This is a genomic window from Nostoc sp. FACHB-152 (genome assembly GCF_014697475.1).
Classification (GTDB): Bacteria; Cyanobacteriota; Cyanobacteriia; order Cyanobacteriales; family Nostocaceae; genus Nostoc_B.
In genome coordinates this window covers 256843-283760 of sequence record NZ_JACJRV010000004.1, presented here as the reverse complement: position 1 = coordinate 283760, position 26918 = coordinate 256843, and the positions used below count along the sequence as shown (strand labels likewise).

Annotated in this window: 26 protein-coding genes; 11 read left to right on the top strand and 15 right to left on the bottom strand. The window is 40.4% G+C overall.

What is annotated here, in order from left to right:
- Nucleotides 1-164: 164 nt before the first annotated feature.
- The gene (locus H6G76_RS06415; protein ID WP_190697151.1) at nucleotides 165-719 is read right to left on the bottom strand and encodes a Dps family protein; all 555 of its coding nucleotides are present in this window, start codon (nucleotides 717-719) and stop codon (nucleotides 165-167) included.
- A gap of 541 nt (nucleotides 720-1260) precedes the next feature.
- Between H6G76_RS06415 and H6G76_RS06410 the strand changes: the two genes are divergently transcribed.
- Nucleotides 1261-1521, top strand: coding sequence for an Asr1405/Asl0597 family protein (locus tag H6G76_RS06410; RefSeq protein WP_190697148.1), 261 nt, complete (start codon nucleotides 1261-1263; stop codon nucleotides 1519-1521).
- Between the two features lie 74 nt (nucleotides 1522-1595).
- Nucleotides 1596-2279 (top strand): (2Fe-2S) ferredoxin domain-containing protein, encoded by a 684-nt coding sequence (locus tag H6G76_RS06405; RefSeq protein WP_190697146.1) that lies wholly within the window; start codon nucleotides 1596-1598, stop codon nucleotides 2277-2279.
- Between the two features lie 335 nt (nucleotides 2280-2614).
- Here the strand turns inward: H6G76_RS06405 and phnE are convergent, their stop codons facing one another.
- The 4 genes from phnE to aat all read right to left on the bottom strand — a co-directional run bounded on the left by phnE (nucleotide 2615) and on the right by aat (nucleotide 6179).
- Complete coding sequence (gene phnE, locus H6G76_RS06400) at nucleotides 2615-3400, bottom strand: phosphonate ABC transporter, permease protein PhnE (protein WP_190697142.1); 786 nt, start codon at nucleotides 3398-3400, stop codon at nucleotides 2615-2617.
- A complete protein-coding gene (locus tag H6G76_RS06395) occupies nucleotides 3394-4119 on the bottom strand; it encodes a phosphonate ABC transporter ATP-binding protein (RefSeq protein ID WP_190697139.1) in 726 nt (241 codons plus the stop codon). Before H6G76_RS06395 ends, phnE begins: the two co-directional genes overlap by 7 nt.
- Before the next feature lie 166 nt (nucleotides 4120-4285).
- A complete protein-coding gene (locus H6G76_RS06390; protein WP_190697136.1) occupies nucleotides 4286-5266 on the bottom strand; it encodes a phosphate/phosphite/phosphonate ABC transporter substrate-binding protein in 981 nt (326 codons plus the stop codon).
- A gap of 337 nt (nucleotides 5267-5603) precedes the next feature.
- Nucleotides 5604-6179: a leucyl/phenylalanyl-tRNA--protein transferase gene (aat, locus tag H6G76_RS06385; RefSeq protein WP_190697133.1), complete on the bottom strand. Its 576-nt coding sequence runs from the start codon at nucleotides 6177-6179 to the stop codon at nucleotides 5604-5606.
- Between the two features lie 105 nt (nucleotides 6180-6284).
- On the opposite strand from aat, the gene H6G76_RS06380 reads away from it, so the two are divergent.
- Complete coding sequence (locus H6G76_RS06380; protein ID WP_190697130.1) at nucleotides 6285-6614, top strand: hypothetical protein; 330 nt, start codon at nucleotides 6285-6287, stop codon at nucleotides 6612-6614.
- A gap of 75 nt (nucleotides 6615-6689) precedes the next feature.
- Here the strand turns inward: H6G76_RS06380 and rpsN are convergent, their stop codons facing one another.
- The 5 genes from rpsN to H6G76_RS06355 all read right to left on the bottom strand — a co-directional run bounded on the left by rpsN (nucleotide 6690) and on the right by H6G76_RS06355 (nucleotide 9809).
- Nucleotides 6690-6992 carry a 30S ribosomal protein S14 gene (rpsN, locus tag H6G76_RS06375; RefSeq protein ID WP_190697127.1) on the bottom strand — a complete coding sequence of 101 codons (303 nt, stop codon included), beginning with the start codon at nucleotides 6990-6992 and terminating at the stop codon, nucleotides 6690-6692.
- 199 nt (nucleotides 6993-7191) lie between these two features.
- Complete coding sequence (gene nth / locus H6G76_RS06370; RefSeq protein ID WP_190697113.1) at nucleotides 7192-7869, bottom strand: endonuclease III; 678 nt, start codon at nucleotides 7867-7869, stop codon at nucleotides 7192-7194.
- A 127-nt stretch (nucleotides 7870-7996) separates the two neighbouring features.
- Nucleotides 7997-9070: an RIP metalloprotease RseP gene (rseP, locus tag H6G76_RS06365; RefSeq protein ID WP_190697109.1), complete on the bottom strand. Its 1074-nt coding sequence runs from the start codon at nucleotides 9068-9070 to the stop codon at nucleotides 7997-7999.
- A 120-nt stretch (nucleotides 9071-9190) separates the two neighbouring features.
- Nucleotides 9191-9574: a PIN domain-containing protein gene (locus H6G76_RS06360; RefSeq protein WP_190697106.1), complete on the bottom strand. Its 384-nt coding sequence runs from the start codon at nucleotides 9572-9574 to the stop codon at nucleotides 9191-9193.
- A complete protein-coding gene (locus H6G76_RS06355) occupies nucleotides 9567-9809 on the bottom strand; it encodes a hypothetical protein (protein WP_190697103.1) in 243 nt (80 codons plus the stop codon). Before H6G76_RS06355 ends, H6G76_RS06360 begins: the two co-directional genes overlap by 8 nt.
- Here H6G76_RS06355 and H6G76_RS06350 point away from each other — a divergent pair.
- On the top strand, nucleotides 9800-10537 hold the full coding sequence (locus H6G76_RS06350; RefSeq protein ID WP_190697100.1) for a hypothetical protein: 738 nt from the start codon (nucleotides 9800-9802) through the stop codon (nucleotides 10535-10537). The two genes, H6G76_RS06355 and H6G76_RS06350, sit on opposite strands and share 10 nt — an antisense overlap.
- Nucleotides 10538-10672: 135 nt before the next feature.
- Here H6G76_RS06350 and serS read toward each other — a convergent pair whose 3' ends face one another.
- From serS to H6G76_RS06335, 3 genes are all read right to left on the bottom strand, one after another.
- Nucleotides 10673-11953: a serine--tRNA ligase gene (gene serS, locus H6G76_RS06345; RefSeq protein WP_190697097.1), complete on the bottom strand. Its 1281-nt coding sequence runs from the start codon at nucleotides 11951-11953 to the stop codon at nucleotides 10673-10675.
- A gap of 177 nt (nucleotides 11954-12130) precedes the next feature.
- Nucleotides 12131-12472 (bottom strand): hypothetical protein, encoded by a 342-nt coding sequence (locus tag H6G76_RS06340; RefSeq protein ID WP_190697094.1) that lies wholly within the window; start codon nucleotides 12470-12472, stop codon nucleotides 12131-12133.
- Nucleotides 12473-12640: 168 nt separating this feature from the next.
- The gene (locus tag H6G76_RS06335; protein ID WP_190697092.1) at nucleotides 12641-13219 is read right to left on the bottom strand and encodes a DUF3611 family protein; all 579 of its coding nucleotides are present in this window, start codon (nucleotides 13217-13219) and stop codon (nucleotides 12641-12643) included.
- A gap of 479 nt (nucleotides 13220-13698) precedes the next feature.
- Between H6G76_RS06335 and H6G76_RS06330 the strand changes: the two genes are divergently transcribed.
- The 3 genes from H6G76_RS06330 to H6G76_RS06320 all read left to right on the top strand — a co-directional run bounded on the left by H6G76_RS06330 (nucleotide 13699) and on the right by H6G76_RS06320 (nucleotide 15212).
- Complete coding sequence (locus H6G76_RS06330) at nucleotides 13699-14046, top strand: PadR family transcriptional regulator (RefSeq protein ID WP_190697089.1); 348 nt, start codon at nucleotides 13699-13701, stop codon at nucleotides 14044-14046.
- Between the two features lie 52 nt (nucleotides 14047-14098).
- The gene (locus H6G76_RS06325) at nucleotides 14099-14632 is read left to right on the top strand and encodes a cofactor assembly of complex C subunit B (protein WP_190697086.1); all 534 of its coding nucleotides are present in this window, start codon (nucleotides 14099-14101) and stop codon (nucleotides 14630-14632) included.
- Between the two features lie 142 nt (nucleotides 14633-14774).
- On the top strand, nucleotides 14775-15212 hold the full coding sequence (locus H6G76_RS06320; RefSeq protein WP_190697083.1) for a DUF6918 family protein: 438 nt from the start codon (nucleotides 14775-14777) through the stop codon (nucleotides 15210-15212).
- A 271-nt stretch (nucleotides 15213-15483) separates the two neighbouring features.
- On the opposite strand, the gene rpiA is transcribed toward H6G76_RS06320, so the two are convergent.
- Nucleotides 15484-16191, bottom strand: coding sequence for a ribose-5-phosphate isomerase RpiA (rpiA, locus tag H6G76_RS06315; RefSeq protein ID WP_190697080.1), 708 nt, complete (start codon nucleotides 16189-16191; stop codon nucleotides 15484-15486).
- A gap of 119 nt (nucleotides 16192-16310) precedes the next feature.
- On the bottom strand, nucleotides 16311-21656 hold the full coding sequence (locus tag H6G76_RS06310) for a filamentous hemagglutinin N-terminal domain-containing protein (protein WP_190697077.1): 5346 nt from the start codon (nucleotides 21654-21656) through the stop codon (nucleotides 16311-16313).
- A gap of 359 nt (nucleotides 21657-22015) precedes the next feature.
- On the opposite strand from H6G76_RS06310, the gene H6G76_RS06305 reads away from it, so the two are divergent.
- The 4 genes from H6G76_RS06305 (at nucleotide 22016) to H6G76_RS06290 (ending at nucleotide 26895) form a co-directional block, all read left to right on the top strand.
- Nucleotides 22016-22720: an S-layer homology domain-containing protein gene (locus tag H6G76_RS06305; RefSeq protein ID WP_190697074.1), complete on the top strand. Its 705-nt coding sequence runs from the start codon at nucleotides 22016-22018 to the stop codon at nucleotides 22718-22720.
- A 122-nt stretch (nucleotides 22721-22842) separates the two neighbouring features.
- On the top strand, nucleotides 22843-24750 hold the full coding sequence (dxs, locus tag H6G76_RS06300; protein WP_190697072.1) for a 1-deoxy-D-xylulose-5-phosphate synthase: 1908 nt from the start codon (nucleotides 22843-22845) through the stop codon (nucleotides 24748-24750).
- Nucleotides 24751-25276: 526 nt separating this feature from the next.
- On the top strand, nucleotides 25277-25963 hold the full coding sequence (locus tag H6G76_RS06295) for an MBL fold metallo-hydrolase (protein WP_190697069.1): 687 nt from the start codon (nucleotides 25277-25279) through the stop codon (nucleotides 25961-25963).
- A gap of 137 nt (nucleotides 25964-26100) precedes the next feature.
- Nucleotides 26101-26895, top strand: a complete 795-nt coding sequence (locus H6G76_RS06290) for a sulfite exporter TauE/SafE family protein (RefSeq protein ID WP_242056324.1) — start codon at nucleotides 26101-26103, stop codon at nucleotides 26893-26895.
- Nucleotides 26896-26918: the final 23 nt, after the last annotated feature.

The window sequence follows — 26918 nt, the reverse complement described above, 5'->3', positions numbered from 1 at the left end:
ATTATTTGCAATATTCAATTACTTTAATTGTTATTATTTGTTAAGTAAAATAAAAAATGGCAAAGAAACTAATTGCTTCTTTGCCATTTTTTAAACTTTCTTAATATCCAGGGATATCAGATTTTTACTCAGTCTTGTATAGACTGATGTAAATGATGTGACTGCTAGTTTTGAGCAGGTTGTACAAAACCTAAAGTTAAGCTGTCTTTTGCCAAGAAATGAGCTAAATGGTACGCTCTTTCTTCTGTTTTTAATAAGATTTTTTCGTACAAATAACGTGTACCGCGATCGCCTAAACTCTCAGCCTGAGCAGCTTGGCGACGAATAACGTTAATAATAGCTTGTTCCGCAACTAGGTCATTTTCTACCATCTTGCGAGAAGAATATACGCCATCAGACTCTTGCTCAAAACAGGTTAATTCTGCCAATTTGCTGAAAGACGCAGCAGGTACACCACCTAAACCATTGAGTCTTTCACCAATTTCATGAACATGGTCTTGTACTTCATTGTAACTGTCGTTGAAAAACTCATGTAATGAGTAGAATTCTGCACCTTCTACTACGAAATGGTGTTTTTGGTATTGCAAGTATAATGCCTGAAAACTAGCTAATACGACATTTAATCCTTCTGTAACTGGAGCGGTGACACTATGGTCTAACAGTACAGGATTGTCATAAACCTGACCAAAATTTTGTAACAAAGTTTGTGTATCAGACATGGTTCTCCTCGCTTTTTTGCAGTTAGCTTTTTTAACTGCTTAGTTTCTACATATTAGCATTCTAAAAATAGAAGCAAGCTCCAAGAATATCATAAATTTCTAAATTTTTTTGTTGCTATAATTGCAAATTTTTACTCTTTAGAGATTCAATCTATACCTAATTAGATAGTACGTATTCAATGACATTTATAGAGATAATTTCTCAGATGAGAATTTATTTACCAGACCAGAGCAGGTAGTCCGGGAGGATACATAGATGCACAACGGCTATTCTCCGTATCAGTTGCTAGCCTAAAAAACACGTCAAAAAAAAATTGATAGAAATCTAGAATCAGGTCAAAAGTTGATGATATAAGCTTTTAAGCTGTTTGGCATCACCAAAATTAATGCGAAATTTTCATATTTTTTTAGGCTAGCAACTGAGAATTGTTCGCACTTAGGTTATCCTTATTTAAAGAGGCTTTACTCCCAAAGTTATAAAAATCAGGGAGCAAGGGCAGGCTGACTACTGCAAATTTATTGCACTTTGAGGGTTAGTATCTTGAAATCTTTCAGTTCCGGTTCAGAAATAGAGCAGAAGTACGTTGTGGAAGTGAATTGGGCAGACCGTTGGCAAGTCTATCAACGTTTGAAGGAGTTAGATATTTGTTGTTGTTGTGAGACTAACCAGCCACTGCAAGTTGAAATTGATAGCCCTTTGGCTTTTGTGCAATTTTGGTGTGTTATGCAGCGATTTACTGCCTGTCGTCCAGAACTGATTCAAATTCTTGAGCATAGTTGGCAAAATCGCTACCAAAAGTAATAACTGACGACAGATGTCGGGAATCTCTTGCGTAATTACAACAAAACTATTTAGTTAAAAATAGGGCAAAAAATATGGGGACTATCTACGCTACAGAAACTACGGAATTTTGCCTTGAAGGTAGATTTATTGATTTTGTTATTAAAGATGGTTACAAGCTAAAAGGGCTGAAATTAGAGACTTCTGAGGGTGAATTCTACGTCAAGCTTGCCAAACATTTAAGGGCTGCTTTTGATTTACGACTACCTAAAGGTACTTGGTTGCAAGTGGTAGGTATAAAAAAATACGATAATAAGAAAGGTGAGTTTACTCTCAAAGCGGAACGTGTAATGGCTGCACGTGCTGATTTAGGAAGAAGTTCGGTCAGCACTGCACTACAGGAACCCCCAGCCAGCAATGAGCCGAAGCCAAAACCAGTAAAAGCAAAACAAACTATTTTAGTATGTCAAAAATCCGATTGTTGGAAGCGCGGTGGTAAAGGCGTTTGCCAGGCATTTGAGGCAGCTTTGAGCGATCGCGGTTTAGAAGACCAAGTTACGATCAAAGGTACAGGTTGCATGAAAAACTGTAAAGCAGGCCCTAACTTGGTAATGCCCGATAAAACACGCTACAGCCGCATTCAAGCATCCCAAGTCCCTGCACTGATGGACAAGCATTTTGTTAACAACAATGAAGATAAGCAATCTGATACTTTAGAAGAAGTAGCAATAAATATCTCTAATTTCAATGAAGTTTCTGCAAAATTTTCTCCATTTTAATGAGAAGATGATGAAGTTGAAAGATTAGTGTGTTTCCTGAATACTCGGCTATAACTTTTGCAAACAATCTGCCAGAGTTATAGCTGGGTAATTTAACTGTGTTTTGTAAATTGCCAAAGTTTAACTGACGATTAGTGTGTTTCCTAAATACTCGGCTATAACTTTTGCAAATAATCTGCAAGAGTTATAGTCGTTTAATTTTATTATGTTTTGTAAATTGGCAAAAGTTTAACGATAGTCACATTTTGTACTTAGCGTGACTACGCACTAGCAAAAGATGAACGCAACACAATTTCTTCTTGTATTGCCTGTGTGTCTTCACAGTACAATCAAAATTACATCGAATCTAAACGCTGACGCAGTTTACTACTAAAAATATCAATCACAGTCACCACTACTAACAGTACTAGCATCATAGTTGTGGCTTTGTTGTACTCAAAACCATCAATGTAACTCTTCAATTGAAAGCCAATTCCACCAGCACCGACTACACCCAACACGGAAGCAGCGCGGATATTATACTCAAACATCCATAAGGTATAGCCTAATCCCAAAGGTAAGACTTGGGGTAAAATGCCATACTGTACAATTTGGAATTTAGATGCACCCATCACTTGCAAAGATTCTAAAGACTTCGCATTTACCGCTTCGATCGCTTGTTGATAGAACTTTGCTAGATAGCCAATAGTATAAATTCCTAAGGCTAAAGTTCCTGCGGGTGCGCCTAAGCCAGTAGCGGCGACAAAAATTAACCCCAGAATAATAGAAGGGACGGAACGCACAGCGTTTTGCAGAAAGTTGGCTAACCATTGCAACCAAGGAGGCGCAACATTACTGGCACTAGCTACAGCGATCGGTAAAGATATAATTGCGCCAATGGTGGTTCCCCATAAAGACATTTGGATTGTTTCAATTAATGCCTTAATTGCTATATCTACAACTGTCGTATCAGGGGGAAATAAGCGAGAGATAAAATCTGTAATGTAAGGCCAGCTAGAGGTTAGTAATTCAAAATCGACTTTGATACCTCGCAAAGCCCAAGCATAAATTACAACAACAATTAAAAGGATGAGTAGAGGACTCATCCAAGGGTAACGGCGAAGAATTTTAGAATTTAACATTTGACAAATTGGGCTTGCAAGTTTTCACAAAGTCCGTCATAAACAATGCGTCCAGCCTCTAAGACGATCGCACGTTGGCCATATTTTGCAGCTATGCCTAAATCGTGCAGAACTGTCACAATCGTCATGCCTTGCTGGTGTAATTGGGATAAGGTTTCCATTACCTGCTGACAGGCGACAACATCCAAGCCGGTAATTGGTTCATCGGCTAAAAGAATCTGCGGTGATTGAATTAATGCACGCGCGATCGCAACTCGTTGTTGTTGTCCGCCACTGAGTTGACTAGTTTTTTGATCAGCTTGTTCTTTCAAACCCAACTGTGCGAGTAAATCCATTGCTAAAAGGCGATCGCGCTTTGGAAATCCAAATAATGTCTGCCAAGAAGTCCTTACGCCAAGTCTGCCACACAATACATTATCAATTGCTGATAACTGCCGAATTAATCCGCCTCCCTGAAATAACATCCCAACATCGCGGCGAATTTGTGGGAGTGTGCGAGGAGTCATTGTCACACCATTAATTTTAATTTCTCCCTTGGTTAGCGGGACTAATCCCACAAGCGATCGCAGTAATGTAGATTTACCAGCACCATTAAGTCCTAGCAGGACAACAAACTCACCCTGTTTGATTTGGCAATTAATTCCATTCAGGATAGGACGATTCAGAGAAGCAGCATAAGCTGTCTCTAGGTTATGACATTCAATTACAAAATTACTCATCCTATACTTCAATCAATCCTAACGGTTTCAGATCCCCGACTTCTTAAAGAAGTCGGGGATCTTTTTATTCACAAATGATTCCCTAATGCTATATATCTCGGTTAATCCTATTAACTATTAACAGTTATCGGCCTGATAACTGATAACTGATAACTGTTAACTGAGTTTACGGCGCAATTCCAACTCGGTTGAGTGCTTCACGAACTGGTGCTAAGTGACGGTTATGGTCAACTCTTACCAATTCATTAGAGTTATATAAATTGCGTAGTAGTTGGTTATTTTGTGACTGATTTAACTTCAGTAAAGCGTTGATGAGTCTTTCTCTATCTTGAACGGGAACATCATCATCAATAGCGATACCGTGGGCTGGAACACCAGAGATTTTATGCAGCACCCTTAATTGGTTCTTTTCTTGGGCAGTAATATAAGGAGGGAACAAAGCATACTCAGAAACAACTGCTACATCCGCTTGTCCACGTACTACTGCTTGCAAAGCTTTGCTGTAATTACCACCGTAAGCGATTTGCCCAAAGAACCCATCCATGCGATCGCGGTTGGGGACAAATCCCTGCTTGACTAACTCACTCACTGGGAAAATAAACCCAGAACCAGAAGTAGGAGAAGTAAATGCCATTCGCTTCCCGCGCAATTGTTCTAAGGTAGCTTTAGCGTTATTTCTGGTTTTGAGGGGACTATTGTTAGGAACGACAAATATCGAGTTGTAAGTGTATCTGCCAGAATAATTGTCGCGGACTTCCGCTAGATACAACTTAGCATTTGCCAATTGTTCAGCTTTTAAAGCCGGACGGCTGCTTAAAAAAGCGACATCAGCGCGATTTGCTCTTAAAGCTTCTACAGCAGCAGTATCATCACCAATTTGGGCTTTGACAGGAATTTTTAACTCGTTAGACAGAAATTTTGCAACAGCATTGGCTTTAGTTTGCAAATCTGTTGAATCAGAACGACTAGGAAAAATTACTGTTAAATTACTTAGCTTTTTACCTTGGGCAAGTAAGACTGGTGCTTGTTGATTAGAAATAGAGTTAGCATTACTTGTCTGCATTACCCCAAAAGTGCTGGCAACCATACTCGCTAGTGCTACAAAGGTAGCACCAGTACCCAACAAGCCCTTTTTACTCACACTCATTTCTAACTCTCCGTTAGGAACTATTAGCAGTATTTTTGAAAAAAAGTATCAACTATTTCAATGAATGAATCTAAAACTTTTAGGAATAAAAGTCAATAGAAGGCATTTGAATACACATAAAAAGTGAGTTTGAATCTAGCAATGAGCTATTAACTTGATACGTATAGCTAAGAAATTATTTTATTAATAGATAAAGACTTATATTTTTAGGACTTACGCAAGAACTCTCTTAAACTCTTATAACTTCGTGTCCTTTGTGTCCTTTACGGTTTATTTCTTCATACTTTTGCGTAAGTCCTGATTTTTACAAAGTCAGTAACCGGAGTTCTTCATCTAGTCAAATTAGAGAACAGCGACGTTGCAACGCTGTTTGAAGTAAAGCTTGATATTCTCCATCATCAGTGAGATAAGCACCAAAGCGTTCTAAGTGAGGGTTCATCATTTGGGCATCAAATAGCACAAATTGTCTTTGGCGCAATCTTTCTACCAACTTTACCATTGCCACCTTTGAGCCTTCTGGAATGCGGTAAAACATTGATTCCCCGATGAAAGCACCGCCAATCACAATACCTAAAATTCCCCCAGCGAGTTCGTCACCTTGCCAAGTTTCAAAGCTATGGGCAAAACCAGCTTCGTGAAGTAAGAAGTAAATATCTTTTAATTCTTCAGATATCCAAGTTATATCGCGGTTGGCACAGCCAGCAACAACAGCCGGGAAATCGCGGTTAACAGCTATAGTAAAACGTTCTTGATTTAGAACACGCTGCAAAGACTTAGGGTAGCGAAATCGCTCATCTAAAGGTATCAAAGTGCGATCGCGGCTGCCGTACCAACCCAAGCCATGATCGTCATCAGCCATGAGAAAATAACCTTGAGCATAGCCTTGAATAATAGCAGCGATATCATATTGCATAGATCAAACTATAAATAAAAAATATCAGAGGAACGCAATCTGATGTTATATGCATCCTCTGCGCTCCTCTGAAAATCTACTGAAAGTTCTTCTGCGTTTAAAAAGATGACACAACCAATCCCATCTATCACCCTACCACCAGCTAACAATCCCTACCTTGAAGGTGAATGGTTACAAGAGCGTTTGTTGAGATGGCTGGATACAGAATTTATCCCCGAAGCAATCAATCAACAGATTGCCCAAAGAGCGGCGCAAATCTTTGTCCGCCAACGAATGGAAGGAGAAAACGATCTAGGTTCTCTGGTAATTGCGATTGTCACCGAGATGCAAGCGTTTGATTTTTCCAAAAGCTTTTATGGAGAGTTTGCGATCGCCAACGCCGTCAGCGATCTACTCTTAGAAAGTCTGGGTATAGACCGTTGCTGCGGTCAATAACCTTTGTCATTTGTCATTTGCCGTTTGTCTTAGTTAACTACCCATGACTAATGACCAATGACTAATGACCACTCACTACCAGCTAGACTTAACCACTCCAGGTAACAAACCTTCGTGCGCCCACTCACGCAGAACGTTCCGAGATAGCCCAAAGTCACGGTAAACACCTCTAGGACGACCTGTTACCCAGCAGCGATTGCGGCGACGGTTAGGCGCACTGTTACGAGGCAGTTGTTGGATTTTCCGGTGAGCTTCCAGCTTATCTTCTAGAGATTCTGCTTGTTGAAACTCTACCATCAGAGTTTCCCGCTTTTCTGCGTACTTTTCAACTAATTTGGCGCGTTTTTTCTCGCGCTCAATCATACTCTTCTTCGCCATACATTCTAAATAAAGACAGCATTTTCCATTCTACAGTGTCCCCATCAATTCTAGGGATACTTATTAACAGTTATCAGTGGGCAGTTATCAGTAAACAGTGATGTATAGCTGTTGCCAGATGTATTAAAAATATAAGCTTCTCACAAAACCTATATACACAGAGGCTTTCAAGCTAGATTACTGTTCACTGTTCATTGATTTAATTTGCCTTGCCTATTGTAATCACTTTATGAGCAGTGGGACATAAATCAGCCAACTGACAAGCCCCGCAAGCGGGAGAACGAGCTTTACAAATAGCGCGACCGTGATAAATTATCCGAATTGACCAATTTTCCCAATCTGGCTGGGGTAATAACTTCATTAAATCTTGTTCTATTTTGACAGGTTCAGAATACTTAGTTAAGCCCAAGCGTTGGCTCAAACGCGTAACATGAGTATCCACTGTCACCCCAGCATTAATCCCATAAGCATGGGCTAGAACTACATTTGCTGTTTTCCGTGCCACGCCTGGTAGTTTTAATAATTGCTCCATTTGGTTAGGCACAACAGAGTTAAACTCAGTCACAATCATCCGACAGGCGGCTTGAATATTCTTCGACTTATTGCGATAAAACCCTGTCGAACGCACTAAGTTTTCTAACTCTTCTATATCAGCATTGGCTAAACTTGCCGCATCTGGAAAACGACTAAATAAAGCTGGTGTTACTTGATTAACTCGCTCATCTGTACACTGAGCCGAGAGAATCGTTGCCACTAGCAATTGTACAGGTGTGGAGTAATTTAATGAGCAGGTTGCATCTGGATATAAATGCGTGAGGCGATTGAGAATTTCTAACGCCCTTTGTTTTTTAGAGGGAGATTTGCGAGTAGTTGTCACTGAATTTTTCGTAAAAGCGAATCAAATTCGCAGCTACATTAAAAATAAATTAGCCTGCATAGGCAGGCTTAGTTGAGGTAGCACCAGACTTCAGCCTGAGCGCATTGATGCAAAAATTGCACCATTTTTACTGAGTAGTTAACTGGATGGTTTCTTTAACGATTAGGAAAATTCCTAGTCCTAAAAGTAGCACTAAACCAGTTTGCATTACACCTTCTTGAACGCGGCTAGGCAAGGGTTTACCAAGCAAACCTTCAATCAACAGAAAAGCTAATTGTCCGCCATCCAATGCTGGGAGAGGCAAGATATTGATAATGGCTAAGTTAATGCTAATAATTGCCGCAAAGGATAATAAATTAGTGCTATCGTTGGCAGCTAATTTAGCACCTTCTCTGACAATATTAACTGGCCCTGAAACTTGGCCTATGGTTTGTTGGAAGTTCGTAATTAACTGACCAAGACCTTTAAGTATACTCAAAGTTAATTGTTGGAAGCGGTTAGCAGCAATGCCAAAAATCTCAAAAGGACTGTTGGGGCTACGATAAACTGGTTTCCCATTTGGCCCTAGTTGAATCCCAACTAAACCGTTACCATCTGGGCCTTGTTTCGGTGTTAACTTTAATGAAACTTGCTGATCTTTTTTCTGAACTTTCAGTTCAATTTCTTGATTGGGATGAGTTTGAATTTCTTTGGTCAGTATAGCTGTAGATTTGTCAGAAGCCGGTAGTTCTTGACCATTAACTGCCAGAACAATATCTCCTTCTCTAATCCCTGCTTGATAAGCAATAGATTGTTCATTAACTGGTTGAACAATCACACCAGGTTGATAGTTGAGCTTTTCTGGGATGCCAACAATTCCCAATTGGAGAACTAGTACTAGATACGCAAATATTAAATTTGCTATCACTCCCGCACTGATGACGATCGCCCGGTCTAAAATAGGACGGTTACGCAGCAGATCCGGGTCGTTGGGTGGAATTTCACTATCTGGGTCATCATCGGGAAAGCCCACAAAGCCGCCCAAAGGAAACGCACGGACAGCATATTCAGTTTCCTTTCCTTGGTACTTCCATAAAGTCGGGCCAAACCCTAAAGAGAAGCGGTTAACATGAATGCCTTGTGACCGCGCTGCCACAAAGTGTCCCAGTTCGTGTACCAAAATTAAAACAGCCAAGACTGCGATCGCTGCTAAAACTGACATAAAGCAAATTAGTCAAAATATTCGGATATATATTTTTATTGTAGTAGTTGGTGAACGGACGCACAGATTTAAACCATCTCATAAGATTAGCCAATGTCCACGAAAACCTCAGCTTATGTATTAACGTACTACTCGAATTTCAATCCCAACGCTCAGATTACTCCACAAACGATCAGTAGTTACAACAGGCTGATTCAGCAAAATGCCTAATGCTAGACAAGCGCGATCTCCAAATGAAAGCCCGATTGATTTGGTAGCTGGACGCATCATTCCGGCTTTTAAAGCTTGTTCTTCATTAAAAACAACCACCTCAAGATTTAGATTCAAAAGAATCTGATTAATATCAGCCTCTGGAATTCCTGCATCTGCTAACTTTGCTATAACTTCGGATAAGTTGACAGAACTAATTGCTGCATTGCCAATGTATTGTAAAATTTCTTCGCTACCACTTTCTTGATTCAGCAAAGCTAAAACAGCAGAGGCATCTATAACAACTTTACTCATTCAAAGCTTCCAACCTACGCTCCTCAATTAACTCTTGTGAAAGTTTTGTACTAGCAGGAATATGTTTTCTGAAAATAGCCTGAGCATTTTGAATAGAAGTTTGAACATTATCTTGGATCTGTCGCTCTTCTATTACAAGTACAGCATGATACTCACCCACAGGCAGATCGACAGAAGAATTAATCAACAACTTGCGATCGCTGGTAATACTGATGATTATTTCTAATGTTTTCATTTACCTTTGCCCTCTCTGATTATATTTTGAGCGATCGCTCAACTTGTATCTTATATTCTGACTCTAGATTGGTTTTATTGATGATGAGCGATAGTTTCCAACCCCATATCTGCCCTTCTCTTACCAACTATAAAATTTCCACGTCAATTTGGGGCGATCCAGAGCGCATTTGTGGCTACGACCAGCAAGGAAATTCATGGTGGGGAGAAGAACTACAAGCTAGGCGCGCACAAGGTCTGATTATTAAGGAGTGTCCTGAGAAAACAGTTTTTGTAGTAGGAGAAAAAGGATGCTTGCTGGGTTATATTCGAGAATGCTTCGACGATACGTGGTTAGCAAGCACTTGTTATTTCCCTTGCATAGTAGAGGTAAGCGGCTTCAAGAATGAATTTTACGCAGTTCGATACTTACATCAAGTTATGGAAGTTGCTTTCCCAAATATAGAATATGATCCTGTGCCTGCTCTCCCTGGACACAATGAAAAACTTATTTCAGAACTACCTAATAAACCTATTTTCGACGAATACTTGAATGCACTTCTTGGATATATTCAAGAGTGCTATCCAGGAATTTGGTGTGCGTATAGTTGTTATTATCCCAAAAGCATGAATGCTATAAAGGCAGTTGGGTTTATTAGTGAATTTTATGCAGTTCGCTACTTGTATCAAATTACAGAAATTGTCTTTCCTGATATTATTCAAGACATTCCTAATCTACCTTGGGAATAGTAATTCTTAATTAAGTGTTTGTATTTTGGTTAGAACAACATAATAAGTAATATGACTCTTGCTCTTGATTTAGCGATGGCTAAATAGTGTAGAGACGCTAATTAAAACGCCTCTACTTACTCACCAGAAGTTTAATTACAAAATTTCACGCCCTAAATAAGGTTGCAGTGCTTCTGGTATCTTCACCGTACCATCGGGTTGCTGATAATTCTCTAAAACCGCAGCCATAGTCCGTCCTACAGCCAAACCAGAACCGTTAAGGGTATGAACAAACTGTGTACCTTTCTTACCTGCTTCTTTGAACCGAATATCTGCCCGACGCGCTTGGAAATCAACAAAATTTGAGCAGCTAGAAATTTCGCGGTATTTACCAGAGGAAGGTAGCCAAACTTCTAAATCGTAGGTTTTGGTAGAAGAAAAACCTAAATCTCCACTACACAAATTAACTACCCGATAAGGCAGCTTTAGTCCCTGTAAAATTGCTTCGGCATTCCCTACCAATTTTTCTAGTTCGTCAAAAGAAGTGCTGGGATGAACAAATTTCACCAATTCCACTTTGTTGAATTGATGTAGACGAATTAATCCCCGCATATCACGGCCATAACTTCCAGCTTCCCGCCGAAAACAAGGCGTATAAGCACAGTGATAAATAGGTAAGTTTTCCGCCGCTAGAATTTCGCCTCTGTAGAGGTTTGTAACTGGTACTTCTGCTGTCGGAATTAGCCACAAATCATCATCAGCGCATTTAAAGCTTTCTTCAGCGAATTTGGGGAGTTGACCAGTGGCAGTCAATGAGTCACTGTTAACTAACAGTGGCGGACTAACTTCTAGATAACCTGCTTGTGTTTGGCGATCGAGCATAAATTGAATTAATGCCCTTTCTAGGGCTGCACCCGCGCCAATTAAGCTGACAAAGCGGCTTTGAGCCACTTTTACCGCTCGCTCAACATTGAGAATACCTAGTTTTTCACCAATTTCCCAATGTGGCAGAATATTGGGGTTTTGCGGAATGTACTCATCACCCCAACGACGCACTTCCTCGTTATCTTCCTCATTTTTCCCAGCAGGTGTAGAATCACTGGGTAAATTAGGCAGTGCCAGCACAAGTTGGGTAATTTCAACTTTTATTTCTTTCTCTCTAGGTTCCAGTTCGCTTAATTGCGCTTTGATAGAGTTGCCTTCTTCACGCAAAGCTTGAATTTCCGGGTCTTGTTGATTAACACCAGATTTAATTTTCTGCCCAACAAGTTTACCAATTTCGTTACTCCGAGCTTGAAGTTGACTGCGATTCGCCTCCAATTCTCGTTGTTGCCTATCTAACGCTAATATCGGCTGAATGTCATAATTACCACTGCGACTATTCAACCGTTCTTGAACTAATTGCGGATTTTCCCGTATTTGCTTAATATCCAGCACAGATTTTTCTCAGTCTTTAGCTTAGAATCTTCTTTTCATTACAGTTAACATACAAGAATTCAGCATATATTAATTTTGGCTGACTAGAACTAGAAAAAGTGACTTTTTAGTACAAAACAAAAATTTAGCCTTAGCATTACTGCCAAGGCTAATTCACAATAAAATGCAGCTGCTTCATCAGCTTTTATGCTCTGTGGTATTAGTACTTTGAGCAAGAAGAGCTACAGAATCATTAGGGTTATTACCTCCATTTAGACTTGTAGCCATGAGGCTAGAAGACATTTGTTCTTTATCTTCTTTATTTTGTCCTGGTGAAGGTAACCAGTAAGCAAGGACGCTAGATAAGCCGCCCCAGTAAAGAGCTATATTTTTGTCATCGCCTGGGCCGGGGGAAGCAATTTTCAATATACACAGTGCCAGCACAGTACCGCTAAAAAAGACCTGTACCCAAAATCTCCATGCTTCTTGATTAAATTTTCGTGTGGAGTGATTTCTTGTAATATCAAATTGGCTTTGCATAATTTTATTAAGTGTCAAAATATGATATTTTTGCCCCTGCACTAATCACCCATTTGTAGGATGTCTGTTCAAGGGCTATGTGTTGATCTCCACGTTTGGGATTGCCGATTTCGGGAAACTAAAAATTTATGTTGAAAAATTTTGCTCAACACTAAATAGCTAAAGATACTAAGGGCGGTTGATGCGATTGAGTAGCCAAAGTGAGCCGATTAATCCAGCAAAGTGGGCGGAGACAGTGTTTGTGTTTGCCTGTACTACCAACATATCGAGACCACTGATAATACGGGTAGGATCAAAAAATTGGGTAGTGATGGCTTGAGGAGATATTGATCTAGCCACTAGGGTACCAACGATCGCCTGCGCCCCTAAAAGTGTTACTACTGTACCAATTAGATTTATCCACAGACCTAAGCGTAATACTTGTATAGTTTCACTTTTGCGTGGGCGATTTGTCGGATTAGAAGATTCTAAGGCTCTACCAATTCTGGTATAACGAAAAGCTAAGTAAATTCCCGCACCTAAAACAATTAATCCACAAACTGCTAAAAATACACCAAAACCAGTACCAGGATTATTACTGGGACTCCCGGCTCTTTGGGAGAATACGGCAAACAGTAGGACAATGATGCCGGAAACCACGCCTAGGACTAATTGAATCCAAAAGCTAATCCACCCGATGAGGCGAAATGTTTGGGCGATCGCTCGAATTGTAGCAGAAGATGATGGGGCATCGGAGTTTTGTGACATATTAAATCACCAATGTACTAGGCGCTTGCTAAATTTACTATCACACTTATCAGATGACCTATGGGTAACTCAAGTCTATAAAGTAACTACTAAATACTTAACGAACAAAGTGTTTAATAACCTTTACAGACAAAATCGCATTTTACCTGTAAAATTTCTTCGATGGCATTTTATGTTTAAGCAGTTCTAATCGGCTCGGCATCACTTACTGCTAAGATTACGGTCAAGCCGTTGTCTTAATTGCTCCTCACCACACTGGCCAGAGCTTGAATAGGGGCGTAAATTTAACGCTCCTGCACCTTCGCTTGCTGCCCACGAATTTGACAGCGTGGGTAATTATTGTTTCGCATTGTTTATGCTTTCGCTTTGAAAATCCTGCCGAAGTAGCAGTATATACTTACTTTTAGAAGTAGCAATATATACTTACTACAAGGATGATTGATCTCTCTCTAAGGCATTTTTGTAGCTATTCACCAATTATGAAACTTGAGGATATATATCAATTCTTTGAGAATCCTCCGCCAACTTACCTCTGTCAGGAACTAGCAATTTGTTACATACTGTCCGTTTTACTGCAAGGTGAATCTTACGGAACCGAGTTAATTCAACGTTTAGAAGCTGAATACCCAACTTATCGGCTTTCAGATACCGTACTTTATAGTGCGATTAAGTTTCTGGAAGACGAAAAAGCAATCAATGGGTATTGGAAAAAACTCGAAGGCCGAGGACGGCCTAGGCGGATGTACCAAGTTTCTCCAGAATGGCAAGCTCAAGCGCAGGATTTAACACGTCTTTGGCAAGAGTACATTAACCCAAGGACAAATTAACCAATAATTAATAATGAATAAATCTCCTCCAATCAAACACTAACAATCAGTTATGGATACTGCTATTCTGCCATCTACATTGCTGCTCACCTTGCTGCTATTAGTTGGGTTAGTCTTTTTTATTCGTGCTGCAACCAAAGACCGCATCCAAACGGCACACCTAATATCTGAGCAAAGTGAAGCTGTATTAATGCCTCAATTGCAGGAATACTTCCATTCGCGGTCTTACCGAGTGGCAGAGGTAGACCGGGAAAAAAATAGAGTAATTTTTGAAGGTTATGTTAAACCAAGTTTATTTTTAGCGGTTTTTTTAACGTTTTTAGCAACTGTTGGTTTAGTTTGTTTATCTTTGGTTTTATTTCTACTTTTGCCTAACCTCAACACTTCGGTTTTAGGCATAGCACTGTTATCACCGTTGAGTGGTCTATTCTATTGGAAAAAAGCAGGAAGAGTTGAAAAGGTTTTGCTAGATATGCAAAAAACTAATCAAGACGAACCAAACTCTTTGGGTAAGTTCGCTGTAACGGCTCATCGAGACGAACTAATTGAGCTACAAAAGACGCTCAACCTGAAGCTGAGTGATTAGATTATTTCTGAATTATGAAGGAATAGCAAATCATTGCAGCATATCCACGAAAATTTTCTAGCTCTGTTAACATTTTGTATAATTTCCTGGTTGCTGGGAACAATATTTAGTGGAAACTGCTTTGACATTAAGGAGGAGTGAAATGGGACTTAGCGATGGTCTCTCAAACCCAAGTAAAAAAGCAATGGTTGTGGAAGACTGTTGCAACATGATAGAAACACAGTTGGCTTCCAAGTCAGGTTTAAGTGGTATGGCTCTCAAAACAGCTTTTGCCGCTTTAAAAGGAGTTAAACCAGGGTACATCGCCTACGCTGTTGAGCAACTCCTACCAGAGTGCTTTAATGCACTTGATCCGATTTGGAGTGAAGGAGAACACCAGGGAGACCCAGTGACCCATCTCGCTACCAACAAATCTCGTACAGCAGATGCGCTATTAAGCGTTACTGATACTAGACTCAAGAGTGTGAAGCGGGCTATTGTGCGCGGTACTTATGACAAATTTCGCGGTTCAGCCAAGCAGCACGTAGAGGAAGCTGTACCAGATTTTGCCAAGGTAATTGATAGGTATACAAAAGCCTGATTGCTAGAGCAGGAGATAGAATGCAGACAGTAAGAGCATTACTGTGCTTAACATTCACACTCTCAAGATGTTCTAATCTAGCTAATAAGGTTTTTGCTTACGTAAGCTCTTATACTTATGTAACCACAGCCTTAACTAGCAAACCTATTTGATTTGGAAAAATCGGCAGGCCTAGATCCCCGACTTCTTTAAGAAGTCGGGGATCTAACTATTTACCATTTTTCATCAAAAAGCCACATCCCAAGAACTGTCAACCCTGTTCTCTGCTGTATTACAGTTGTCGTACTACTGGCTGACCATCTATAACTTCGCCAACTAAAACTACATCTGCACAGTTGACGAAAATACCATTTTCCAGAACCCCTGGAATGTTATTTAAAGTTTTTTCTAAGTTTACTGGGTCGTCAATTGAGTCAAACCTGACATCTAAGACAAAGTTACCTTGGTCAGTAATTACCGGGCCAGCTTTTTTTACCCCCATACGTAGTTCTGGTTTACCACCAAGTTGTTTAATAGCATTGGTGACTGGGGTAATTGCCATCGGAATTACTTCAACAGGAACTGCAAACACAGAACCTAAGCGGTCTACTAACTTACCGCTATCTACTACAACAATGAATTGTTTTGCTAAGTAGTCAACTACTTTTTCGCGGGTATGTGCTGCACCACCACCTTTAATCAAGTTCTTTTGAGGGTCAACCTCATCCGCCCCATCAATGGCAATATCAATGTGGTCAACAGCATCTAAGGTAGTTAGAGGAACACCGTACTCTTTTGCTAATACTTCTGATTGAAAAGAAGTCGGAATACCAACAATATCTTTTAGTTCACCAGATTTGAGGCGATCGCCTAAATATTGAATCGTATAGGCTGTAGTTGAACCTGTACCTAACCCAACAATCGAACCTGATTTTACCAAAAGGGCGGCGGCTTTACCTACTTCTTGCTTCATCAACTTCACTGGATCTGCTGCGCTCATTCCCAAAACTCCACAAAAACTGCACTATAGTCCATATTAGAAGGCAAATGGTAAGCAGGGGAAGCAGAGGCTTTAGCAGTGGGCATAACAAGTTAGTCTGATTTGTCACTGCTTACTGATCAACTTGAAGAACAAGAACCAGGATTGGGTTTAAAACCCTCAACACTTGTATTTGGTCTATGAGCAGTTAAGGTGACTTCTCCCTTGTCGTTGAATAACCAGCCTGTAGCATTTATTATCAGCTTGTCCTCAACATTTGGAATAAAATTCTGATTCTGCCCCAACTTTCTCGCAGTCTGAACCTGTGAAGGAAAGCCTGTAAGACGAGTATCTGACCAGATGACATCACCACCAAGGGTTTCACTAGGCGCAGGTGGCAAACCACCACGTCCTGTAACACTAAATTGGCTGTCTGAGCTATGTTGACAAGCATTTTGACTAATCAGGCTACTGGAATCACTCACATTTTCCGGTAATTCCGCTAAGGTGCTATTAGGTTCAGTTAGAGTATTAATCTGGACTTCGCCCTGTGAGCCAAACTCTGAATTTACTGTGAAGTCATTGCCAGAAGTTTGCTGTTGCCGAAATCCAATACCAAATATTGCTTGAGCGTTAACGTCAATCTTACCACCATTACCAAATTCTGCATTAGCAATGATATCGTTCCCAATTGCTCCTGGTGATGGTAAAACAATTAAGAATTTTGTATTGATGCCAATATTGCCACCATTAGCTCTACCGTTAGCTGTGGCAGAAATCAGACTTTCATTTCTCAGTAACAAAGTATTTAATTTTTCTAGTCGAATATTAGCTCCTCCTTGCTCTCCAAGTCCAGTTTCAGCAGTGATACGTCCTCGGTCGAGAAATAGGGAATTAGCTGCAATTTCTATATTGCCTGCTTGCCCTTGAGGACTACTAACACTCACTGCTGAATTATTAGAAATATTGAACTGATCTGTATTTACTGTTAAGTTACCTGCTGTACCACCTGCTGAGGCTTCGACGGATAGACTACTGCCACCATTTACTGTTACTGACTTTGTGGCATTAATGGTTAAGTTCCCTGCACGGCCGTTGGTTTGGGGCTGATTAATATCCTGACTAGCACCAGCAACGTAAGAAGCGGATACCTCAGAACTATCTTGAACACTTAATTCTTGGGTATTAATAGTAACGTTACCACCCTGACTGTTAGCTTCTATAGCTTCAGAAGAAATTTTACTCTGGAAAAGAGAAACAGATTCCGCATCCTGGATCAGGATACTACCAGCATCGCCTGTGCTAGATGTAGCAGCAGAAACTTGTGCGCCATTAGATAAAGAAAGGTTTTTAGCTTGGATTTCTACGTTACCACCCTGACCAACTGCATTGGGATTGACGGCGCTAGTTATAGAAGCGTTATCTATAAATATGGAATCAGCTTGCTGCACAGTAATATTCCCGGCGTTGCCTTCACCAGATGTAGCAGCTGTTATTTGCGCTCCATCTTTAATGATGAGTTGCTTTGTATCTATTGTTAAATTACCAGCATTGCCTGTAGAACCTTCCTGAGCCACCGTTGTTAAATCACTAGCAACCTGATTATCAGCAGATCTACCCATTACCTCTACTTTGTCGGTAGCATTAACTGTTAAAGTGCCGCCAAACCCCGCATTGGTAGTTCCTGCTCCTACCCGTGAACCACTTTGAATACTTAATTGATCAGTTTGGATTCTCAAGTTCCCCGCATCGCCAGCACCAAGAGTGCTGACAGTAATAAGTGCGCCATCGCGGAGTGTGATTTTATTAGCATCAATTGTCAAATTACCTGCATTGCTGTTACTCAAGGTAGCAGTAGTCAAGCCTGCTAATCCTTGTAAATCAACTTGATTGGCATTGATTGTTAATTCGCCAGCTTTTCCAGCAGTAGTAATGTTTGTTAATTCATCGTTGACTATATCAATTACAGCATTACGTAAACTGCTTACCTCCTCAGGGCTGAGAAGGGGTAATACAGGAATTCCAGGAATCACCTGATTATCCACAAACGAAGGAATTACCTCTGGAAAAATTTTAGGTAGGGAACCTGGTGATAGCGAGGCTGTGGATATTCCGGCTCCATCTTTAACTATTAGTCTGCCAGTATTAATAGTTAAATTTCCTGAGTCTCCATTAGCTAGAGTACCTGTAGCAATTCCTGTGGAAAGTTGTACACCAGATTGAACAGTTTTAAAATCAAGCGTGGGTGTAAACGCGCCTCGATCGCTACCAATTAATTCGACAGATTCTGAGGCATTAATTAAAATGTTTCCACCACGTCCGGTGTTAAAATCACTCTTTTCAAATAAAGAGCTACGATTACCTAAAATAAAATCTCTAAAATCATCATAAGAAGTATCGGGAAATCGCTGCACAAAAGTCGAAACACCTGTACGAAATTCACTAAAAGTATTGAATTTAACTTCTGAGGCAGGAATAGTATTTTGAGCCAAAAAACGGCGAGTATTAATTGTAATATCTCCAGCATTACCCATGCCGGAGGTAGTTGAAGCTAAGACTCCGATATTAAGGAGTTTGACTTCATCAGCGTTGACAAAGAGATTGCCTCCTGGCCCCGCACCATTTGTCCGGACAACGACTCCACTCTTATTGCCGATGATAATTGAAGGCGCAGTTAGGGAAATGTCACCGCCTGGTTGTGAAATGTTATTGCTGTTATTTTGATTGGATACACTGTTGACAAATCCACCATCAAAAATAGACAGAGTGTTGCCACTAGTAAGAGCAATATTACCTCCGGCACCTTTAAAGGAGTTGGCACGAATTACGCCACTAATGTGGAGATTTCCGGCGGCATTGATCAAAATATCTCCGGCTGGGTAAGGTGTGGGATCGTTGAATAATTGAAGTACACTAGTACTAATATTGCCGGGAATATTAATGTTGCCGTTGGTACTAGTAATTTGAATCTTTTTGCCTGCATTCCGAATAGTGCCAGTGGTGATGTCTTGACTAGCTTGTAAACTAACGATCGCATTTTTATTAGAACTATCTGATAAATTCGATTCAGCAGTAATTACCCCTGAAGTTGTATCAATACTGCCGTTATTGCTAATCAGCGTAATGTTACGAGCCGGATTCGTAATATTTCCAGTTGTAATGTTTTGATTTGCTAGTAAACTAATTGTGGCGTTGTCAGTTCCTGTCAGGTTAAAACCTGTGGTATTGATAGAGCCAGAACCATCAAGCGATCGCAATGTCACAGGATCTACAAAACTGACATTTCCGGTTAACGAAATCGCTCCACTGCTATTAGCACCACCGATAGTAATAGACTTAAAACCGTTTTGTAAACGGTTAATTTCTGTGTTTGTTAAATCTAAGCTGCTAGCACTACCACTATCAATACCACCAATGGCGATCGCTTGATTGGGATTACTGGGTTGTAGCGTTAAGTTACCTAAACCTGAAACTGTACTATTTAAATTAATCTCGTTACCAGTCAGGTTAATATCACCTGTTCTCTGAACTGTGCCTATACCAGGTAGGTAACTAGCGTTAAGTTGCCCAACATTGATGCTGCCATTGGTAGCAGTGAGATTAATGGTTCCACTTCCCACAGCAGTAACCGGACTTCTGAATAGTAGCTGTGTCCCAAGTGCCGTACCCCAAGGTGTAGTATCGCCTGCCTTGTACACCATGCCATTATCTAAAGGCAAATAATTATCTGTGACGTTTAATCTCCAAGTACCCGCAGGATTCTGCCCGTTAAAAACTGCTAAACCGCCACTTCCTGATGGACGGTATCTGCCAACAAATGGTGCTGAACTACTGGCTATACTATTCGCTGCAATATCATCGAATACAGTGTCCTGGAAATTATCACCACTCCCACCTATGTTATTAAATAAATTAAGTTCTGTTCCTTGGGGCGAGATCAGGGCAACATTTAGGTCTGAGTCCCATGTGTGTGATGCCGAAAACTGAACATCTAAGTCACTGATATTAGTTCCTAAATCTGGGACAGTGAAGGTAAAACTAGCATTGCCATTCGTAGCACTGGGAGGAATTGGGGCACCCCTATCAATATCTACAGCAGCCAGCAATTCTCCGCCCACAACTAAGCTAGTATCAATGTTACCTAGAGTTAAATTAGCTCCCCCAATTGCAATATCTCGCCCATTGGTTTTGATAGTATCTGCGAGATCATCCATCACAAAATTACCCACGCCATCGGCATCAGCATCGGCAGTAAAATTAATTTTGCCGGAACCAGCAGCTAAATTCAGGGTATTATCAGCTAAATCTTGCAGAGTAATATCGTTAGTTGCTTGCAAGAAAATATTAGTATTTCCCGATAAACCCTCTAATTGGGATTCGTAGATTGTAGTTGGTGCAGTATCAGTTATCCCACTCAAAGGTGCGGTTAATATACTTCCCGCAAACGTATCTGTTCCATCACCAGAACCATTAGCAATAGTAATATTCGTGGGGTCGAGGAATAAGCTTCCCGTAATACCTTGCGGGGCGGTAGTATTCACATCACCTCGGAAAATTAGATGTTGTCTACCTGAAACTTCTACAAAACCACCGTTACCAGAGACTTGACCACCGCGCGCGCTAATATTACCGTAAAGTCCAGTCGCTTCATCTGCCCAGACCACAACATTGCCACCATTACCAGTAGTCAGCGCATCAGCTTTAATTGTGGCATTCTTGCCGACGTAGGTACGTAATGCATTGGGTACTGCACCTTTACCTTGAAAGTCACCGCCAATCAAAACTGTACCGCCACCAGTCTCCGAAGAGACATCAATCAGGGCATTATTAAACAAACCTACTTGCTTGCCTAATAGTTGAACTGTACCACCAGGGGCAGTCAAGGAACCTGTATGAGAGACTGCACCAGCTAATAATGTGATATTCTCTCCCGGCTTCACAGCTAAACTGCCAGCATTACTAATACTGTGAGAATTAGCATTTAATTGCAACCCAATCGGGATATTCACAGATAGTAACGACGATGTTTGATCAGCTTTAGCACTGAAGAGTTTACCATCAGCAAAATTGATTCTATTCGCTGTACTCGCTACAAACGAACCACCTACATCTAATCGGGCATTAGGGCCAAAAATAATCCCATTGGGATTGAGAAGAAATAAATTGGCTATGCCATTAGCTCTGATTAAACCATCTATATTAGATAATTCACTGCCAGTCACACGACTAACGATATTTTTAATTGATAAAGCGTTATTAAAATAAGCAGTATTATTGGTTGGTAGAGAAAATTGGGAAAAACTATGAAATAAATTGTTACCAGCTTGGGTACCGCCCTCAATCACCAAGGTTTGATCAGAGGGTGTAACAATGGAATTGCTAGGTAGAGTTCTATCTGGAGTAATTTGGGCTAAAACAGTATTTCCTGTTCCCATAACTACACTCATAAATAAGATAGATGAAATGGCTGGTTTTTTCCAGTGCATAGACCGTGATTGTACTGACAAACTATAAATAAACACCTAGTTAGCCCCGCCAGCTTATTTAAAATTTGGATATAATCACTGAGTATGATAGCTGATAACTTGAGACACCTAATTTATTTGGGGATCAAATATTTACATTTCATGCTAAAGACTGAAATATGAAAGGAAGAAATCGGTAAACCAAGCTTTTCCGTGATTTGTAATTGGTGCTTTATTTCTGCATCTGGCATACTAGCAACATTATTAGGCTGCAATTCGTCAGTAACTAAGAATTAATTGAATCAGTGTTTACTAAGTAGACCAAATTTAAAATTACATTCAGTTTCACAGTCTTGTTGTGTTTGTATGAACATCGGAAAATGATCAGAAATATCAACCAGTGCTTCAGTGTTATTTCTTTATTTTTGCTACTCTCTAGTTTTCCTAGAATTGTTCAGGCACAATCCTCAGGAACATCCTCTGAGAAAACTCCAGATCCAATTCAACAGGTAATTACTGCCAAATGGATGACTAACGCACCAGATGGCAATTTTTATCCTGAAAGGTTGCTGAGTCGGGCAGAATTAGCTGCAATTATGGTCAAAGCATTCCGATTAGATAAACGACAAGCTGTTAGCAAAGAAAATGTTGTAATTGCGGATGTGCCTGCTTCTAATTGGGCATTTAATGATATTCAGATAGTCTTAAAAACAGACATTATGAAAGGCTATAGGGGTAATTTATTTTTCCCCAATCAAAGAGTGACGAGGGCAGAAGCTTTAGCAATTTTTGCTCAGGCTTACGGCGTGTTTCAGTTTGATGATGAGACTGTAAATGAAACTTTATCATCTTATCCCGATGCTGGATCTATTCCAACTTGGGCGAAAAAAGCGATCGCTACAGTAGTTTCTGAAGGATTTATTAATACAGACAGCCAAGGCAATATTTCACCATTACGCCCGATGACTCGTGGAGATATGGCTTATGTATTGAGCAAATATTTGCAACGTCAACGACGGTTACCAGAAACACCCGAAGTTCCAAGTGTGCCGGATAATACAGAATCACCTCAGCAACAGAAGTAACGTACCAATATTTCTTTACGTAATATGTAACAGAATTGCAATTCTCCATGATTATGGGGGCAACCCGACCGTGGGAAAATCAAAATACCAGAAGTAGAAATTAGAGAGGAAAACCCTATAATATGCACTTGAGCGAAATCACCCATCCTAATCAGTTGCACGGTTTATCTATCCGACAACTGCAACAGATTGCCCGCCAAATTCGAGATAAACACCTTCAAACAGTAGCAGCTACAGGCGGTCATCTGGGGCCAGGCTTGGGTGTTGTAGAGTTAACCCTAGGGCTATACCAGACACTAGATTTAGATCGGGATAAAGTTATTTGGGATGTAGGACACCAAGCTTATCCCCACAAACTAATTACAGGACGCTACAGTAACTTTCATACCCTCCGACAAAAAGACGGAATTGCTGGTTATCTGAAACGCGGCGAAAGCAAGTTCGACCACTTTGGTGCAGGACACGCTTCTACAAGTATCTCCGCAGCTTTGGGTATGGCATTGGCTAGAGATGCCAAAGGAGAAAAATTTAAAGCTGTTGCTGTAATTGGTGATGGTGCTTTAACTGGTGGTATGGCTTTGGAAGCTATCAACCATGCTGGACACCTGCCGAAAACTAACCTGCTGGTAGTGCTGAACGATAACGAGATGTCTATCTCTCCCAACGTCGGTGCAATTCCTCGCTACCTCAACAAAATGCGTCTTAGCCCACCCGTACAATTCATCAAAGATAACTTTGAGGAACAATTCAAGCAAATTCCTTTCGTCGGTGAATCTTTATCTCCGGAATTAGGACGCATCAAAGAAGGGATGAAGCGGTTGGCAGTTCCCAAGGTGGGGGCGGTATTTGAAGAACTGGGCTTTACCTACATGGGGCCAGTTGATGGACACAATTTAGAAGAATTGATTGCGACTTTCCAACAGGCGCATCAAATACAAGGGCCAGTTTTAGTACACGTAGCCACAGTTAAAGGCAAAGGTTATGAACTGGCTGAACAAGACCAAGTAGGCTATCACGCCCAAACTCCTTTTAACCTAACAACTGGCAAGGCTATTCCTTCTAGTAAGCCCAAACCCCCGGCTTATGCCAAAGTCTTTGCCCATACCTTAGTTAAACTAGCTGAACAAAACCCGAAAATCATCGGCATTACAGCAGCAATGGCGACAGGTACAGGTTTAGACAAACTCCAAGCTAAACTACCCAATCAATATATAGATGTTGGAATTGCGGAACAACACGCTGTTACCCTCGCTGCGGGTTTAGCATCTGAAGGTATGCGTCCTGTGGCGGCTATATACTCTACTTTCTTACAACGCGCTTACGACCAAATCATTCATGATGTTTGTATTCAAAACTTGCCTGTGTTCTTCTGCTTAGACAGGGCGGGAATTGTTGGTGCTGATGGCCCCACTCACCAAGGAATGTATGACATTGCTTATTTACGCTGCATTCCTAATATGGTGTTGATGGCACCTAAGGATGAAGCGGAATTACAACGGATGATAGTAACTGGGATTAACCATACCAGTAGTGCGATCGCTATGCGCTTCCCACGTGGTAATGGTTATGGTGTACCTTTGATGGAAGAAGGTTGGGAACCTTTAGAAATCGGTAAAGGTGAAATTCTCCGCAATGGCGATGATGTATTAATCGTTGGCTACGGCACAATGGTTTACCCCAGTATGCAAGCGGCAGAAATTCTCAGCGAACATGGCATTGAAGCAACTGTAATTAATGCCCGGTTCGTCAAACCTTTGGATACAGAGTTGATTTTACCGTTGGCGCAGAAGATTGGCCGCGTTGTCACTATAGAAGAAGGCTGTGTTATGGGCGGCTTTGGTTCGGCTGTGGCTGAAGCTTTATTAGATGCTGATGTCGTTGTACCTGTCAAACGCATCGGCATTCCTGATGTGTTGGTTGAACACGCTACACCAGAAGAATCTAAGGCAGAATTAGGTTTAACTAGCCGTCAAATTGCCGAAAGAGTTATGCAGGCTTACTTTCAAAAACAAGTATCGGCGGTGGTTTAGTTCTGCTGTGTAAAAAGTACAATTCATTTTGTTTTTATTTTCAAGAAGGTGGTTCCAAACCACCTTTTTTTATGTTCTTTCTCAATACTTAATTATACTAATTTGCTCTCATAAATAGTAATTTGGGAAGGGAATGATATCGTGTTTGGTAAAGTTTTGGTTCTCCCAAACCATCAGAATTAGAAATATTGGAATTGTCTGAAAAGTGTGAATAGTAAAAATGAGAATCAACTAATTAATTAGTTTATACCAATTCTGTATAAAGTTGTGCTGAATAAGAAACTAACCGCAAAGTACGCAAAAAGAGAAATAAGAGAAAGGGTTTGGCGCAGTTTTACAAAGAAATACCATTAAAATAGCAATTTTATTTAAATTGTAAGAATGTGCTAGTTAAGCTCCACAAATTTCCTGAGAAGTCGTGGAGCTTATTTTCCATAAATGATTATTGTTAATTAATTACAAATGAATTCAAATAAATCAAATATGATCTGCTGCAAGACTAGAATCTAAAAATTGTTGATTGCTTATGCTATTTCGTCAACTTTTTGACCAAGATAGTTGCACATATACTTATCTAATAGCTGATAGTAAAACGAAGCAAGCTGTCTTGGTTGACTCTGTAATTGAACAGGTAGAGCGTGACTTAAATTTAATTAATCAGTTGGGTTTAAAACTAATTTATTGCTTAGAAACTCACATCCATGCTGATCATATTACAGGAGCAGGCAAGATTCGAGAGCTAACTGGTTGTCAAGGAATATTACCAGAAAATACTCATGTTAGCTGTGCCGATCGCTTTATTAAAGATGGCGAAGTTTTAGAAATTGGAGATGTGCAAATTCAAGCCATCGCAACTCCTGGTCACACTGATAGCCATATGGCATATTTAATCAACCACACTCATTTACTTACCGGAGACTCGCTATTCTTTCGTGGTTGTGGACGCACAGATTTTCAGGGTGGGAATGCTGGTGCTATGTACGATGCGATTACTCAAAGACTGTTTACGCTACCTGATGAAACACTAGTCTATCCTGCTCACGATTACAAAGGTCATACCGTTTCTACCATTGGCGAAGAGAAGCAATGGAATCCTCGGTTGACTGGGAAAAGCCGGGAACAGTTCATTGAATTAATGAACAATCTCAACCTACCTAATCCGAAAAAAATTATGGAAGCAGTTCCCGCTAACCAACGCTGTGGCAATATCTAAGAATTTTCTACCGGCCTTCTTTACTATTGCCTGTTGCCTCAACCCTTCCTACACAAATATGTTCAGTCATCAAACCTGATTCTTATATGCTCAAGTATTGACTAAAATAAGATGCCGCTACACCTTATAAATGTTAGATGACGATGTTTTTTGAGATTATTGGACACTTATTAGCTGTTTGTGTGGGTTTAAGCTTAGGTTTAATTGGTGGTGGCGGCTCGATTTTAGCAGTACCTGTCTTAATTAATGTGATGGGAGTGCCGATTAAGTCAGCGATCGCTATGAGTTTGGTGATTGTCGGATTTGTCAGCCTGATTGGGATCATTCCGCATTGGAAACAAGGCAATGTCAACTTTAAAATCGCTTTGCTGTTTTCTCCTGGTGCGATGCTAGGGGCTTACATCGGCGCTCGGATTGCTACTCTACCCGTTGTATCACCAACCCTTCAGCTGGTCTTATTCATAGGCATGATGCTACTAGCGGCGTATTTTATGATTCGTAACAGTAATCATGAGTCCGCAGAACAATTAGATTTGGAATTGAGCAAAGATACTCCTACTCGTATCCCCTCTTGGTTAGCTATTCCCGTAGAAGGTTTGGGTGTAGGAATTATTACTGGTCTAGTTGGGACTGGTGGTGGTTTTATGATTATTCCAGCGCTTGTACTTTTAGGAAATATACCCATAAAGCAAGCGATCGGTACTTCATTAGTAATTATTGTCTTCAAATCCATAACAGGATTTCTTGGATATTTAGGTTCTATCCCTGTGGATATCAATTTAATGTTGACTTTTACTTTAGCTGCTAGTGCAGGAATGCTTCTGGGAGCTTATTTATCGCAGTTTATTCAAGCAAAACAGTTAGAAAAAGGCTTTGGTTTTTTTGTAATTGTAGTGGCAATTTTTATGTTGATGAAGTGGCAATTAAATTAGTCTTTTGATCAATTTCTCTAATT

What these genes read in the sequence shown, in the direction of transcription:
- H6G76_RS06415 (WP_190697151.1), bottom strand. Translation starts at nt 719, where the DNA reads ATGTCTGATACACAAACTTTGTTACAAAATTTTGGTCAGGTTTATGAC.
- H6G76_RS06405 (WP_190697146.1), top strand. Translation starts at nt 1,596, where the DNA reads ATGGGGACTATCTACGCTACAGAAACTACGGAATTTTGCCTTGAAGGT.
- phnE (WP_190697142.1), bottom strand. Translation starts at nt 3,400, where the DNA reads ATGTTAAATTCTAAAATTCTTCGCCGTTACCCTTGGATGAGTCCTCTA.
- H6G76_RS06395 (WP_190697139.1), bottom strand. Translation starts at nt 4,119, where the DNA reads ATGAGTAATTTTGTAATTGAATGTCATAACCTAGAGACAGCTTATGCT.
- H6G76_RS06390 (WP_190697136.1), bottom strand. Translation starts at nt 5,266, where the DNA reads ATGAGTGTGAGTAAAAAGGGCTTGTTGGGTACTGGTGCTACCTTTGTA.
- aat (WP_190697133.1), bottom strand. Translation starts at nt 6,179, where the DNA reads ATGCAATATGATATCGCTGCTATTATTCAAGGCTATGCTCAAGGTTAT.
- H6G76_RS06380 (WP_190697130.1), top strand. Translation starts at nt 6,285, where the DNA reads ATGACACAACCAATCCCATCTATCACCCTACCACCAGCTAACAATCCC.
- rpsN (WP_190697127.1), bottom strand. Translation starts at nt 6,992, where the DNA reads ATGGCGAAGAAGAGTATGATTGAGCGCGAGAAAAAACGCGCCAAATTA.
- rseP (WP_190697109.1), bottom strand. Translation starts at nt 9,070, where the DNA reads ATGTCAGTTTTAGCAGCGATCGCAGTCTTGGCTGTTTTAATTTTGGTA.
- H6G76_RS06360 (WP_190697106.1), bottom strand. Translation starts at nt 9,574, where the DNA reads ATGAGTAAAGTTGTTATAGATGCCTCTGCTGTTTTAGCTTTGCTGAAT.
- H6G76_RS06350 (WP_190697100.1), top strand. Translation starts at nt 9,800, where the DNA reads ATGTTTTCATTTACCTTTGCCCTCTCTGATTATATTTTGAGCGATCGC.
- H6G76_RS06355 (WP_190697103.1), bottom strand. Translation starts at nt 9,809, where the DNA reads ATGAAAACATTAGAAATAATCATCAGTATTACCAGCGATCGCAAGTTG.
- H6G76_RS06340 (WP_190697094.1), bottom strand. Translation starts at nt 12,472, where the DNA reads ATGCAAAGCCAATTTGATATTACAAGAAATCACTCCACACGAAAATTT.
- H6G76_RS06335 (WP_190697092.1), bottom strand. Translation starts at nt 13,219, where the DNA reads ATGTCACAAAACTCCGATGCCCCATCATCTTCTGCTACAATTCGAGCG.
- H6G76_RS06330 (WP_190697089.1), top strand. Translation starts at nt 13,699, where the DNA reads ATGAAACTTGAGGATATATATCAATTCTTTGAGAATCCTCCGCCAACT.
- H6G76_RS06325 (WP_190697086.1), top strand. Translation starts at nt 14,099, where the DNA reads ATGGATACTGCTATTCTGCCATCTACATTGCTGCTCACCTTGCTGCTA.
- H6G76_RS06320 (WP_190697083.1), top strand. Translation starts at nt 14,775, where the DNA reads ATGGGACTTAGCGATGGTCTCTCAAACCCAAGTAAAAAAGCAATGGTT.
- rpiA (WP_190697080.1), bottom strand. Translation starts at nt 16,191, where the DNA reads ATGAGCGCAGCAGATCCAGTGAAGTTGATGAAGCAAGAAGTAGGTAAA.
- H6G76_RS06310 (WP_190697077.1), bottom strand. Translation starts at nt 21,656, where the DNA reads ATGCACTGGAAAAAACCAGCCATTTCATCTATCTTATTTATGAGTGTA.
- H6G76_RS06305 (WP_190697074.1), top strand. Translation starts at nt 22,016, where the DNA reads ATGATCAGAAATATCAACCAGTGCTTCAGTGTTATTTCTTTATTTTTG.
- dxs (WP_190697072.1), top strand. Translation starts at nt 22,843, where the DNA reads ATGCACTTGAGCGAAATCACCCATCCTAATCAGTTGCACGGTTTATCT.
- H6G76_RS06295 (WP_190697069.1), top strand. Translation starts at nt 25,277, where the DNA reads ATGCTATTTCGTCAACTTTTTGACCAAGATAGTTGCACATATACTTAT.
- H6G76_RS06290 (WP_242056324.1), top strand. Translation starts at nt 26,101, where the DNA reads ATGACGATGTTTTTTGAGATTATTGGACACTTATTAGCTGTTTGTGTG.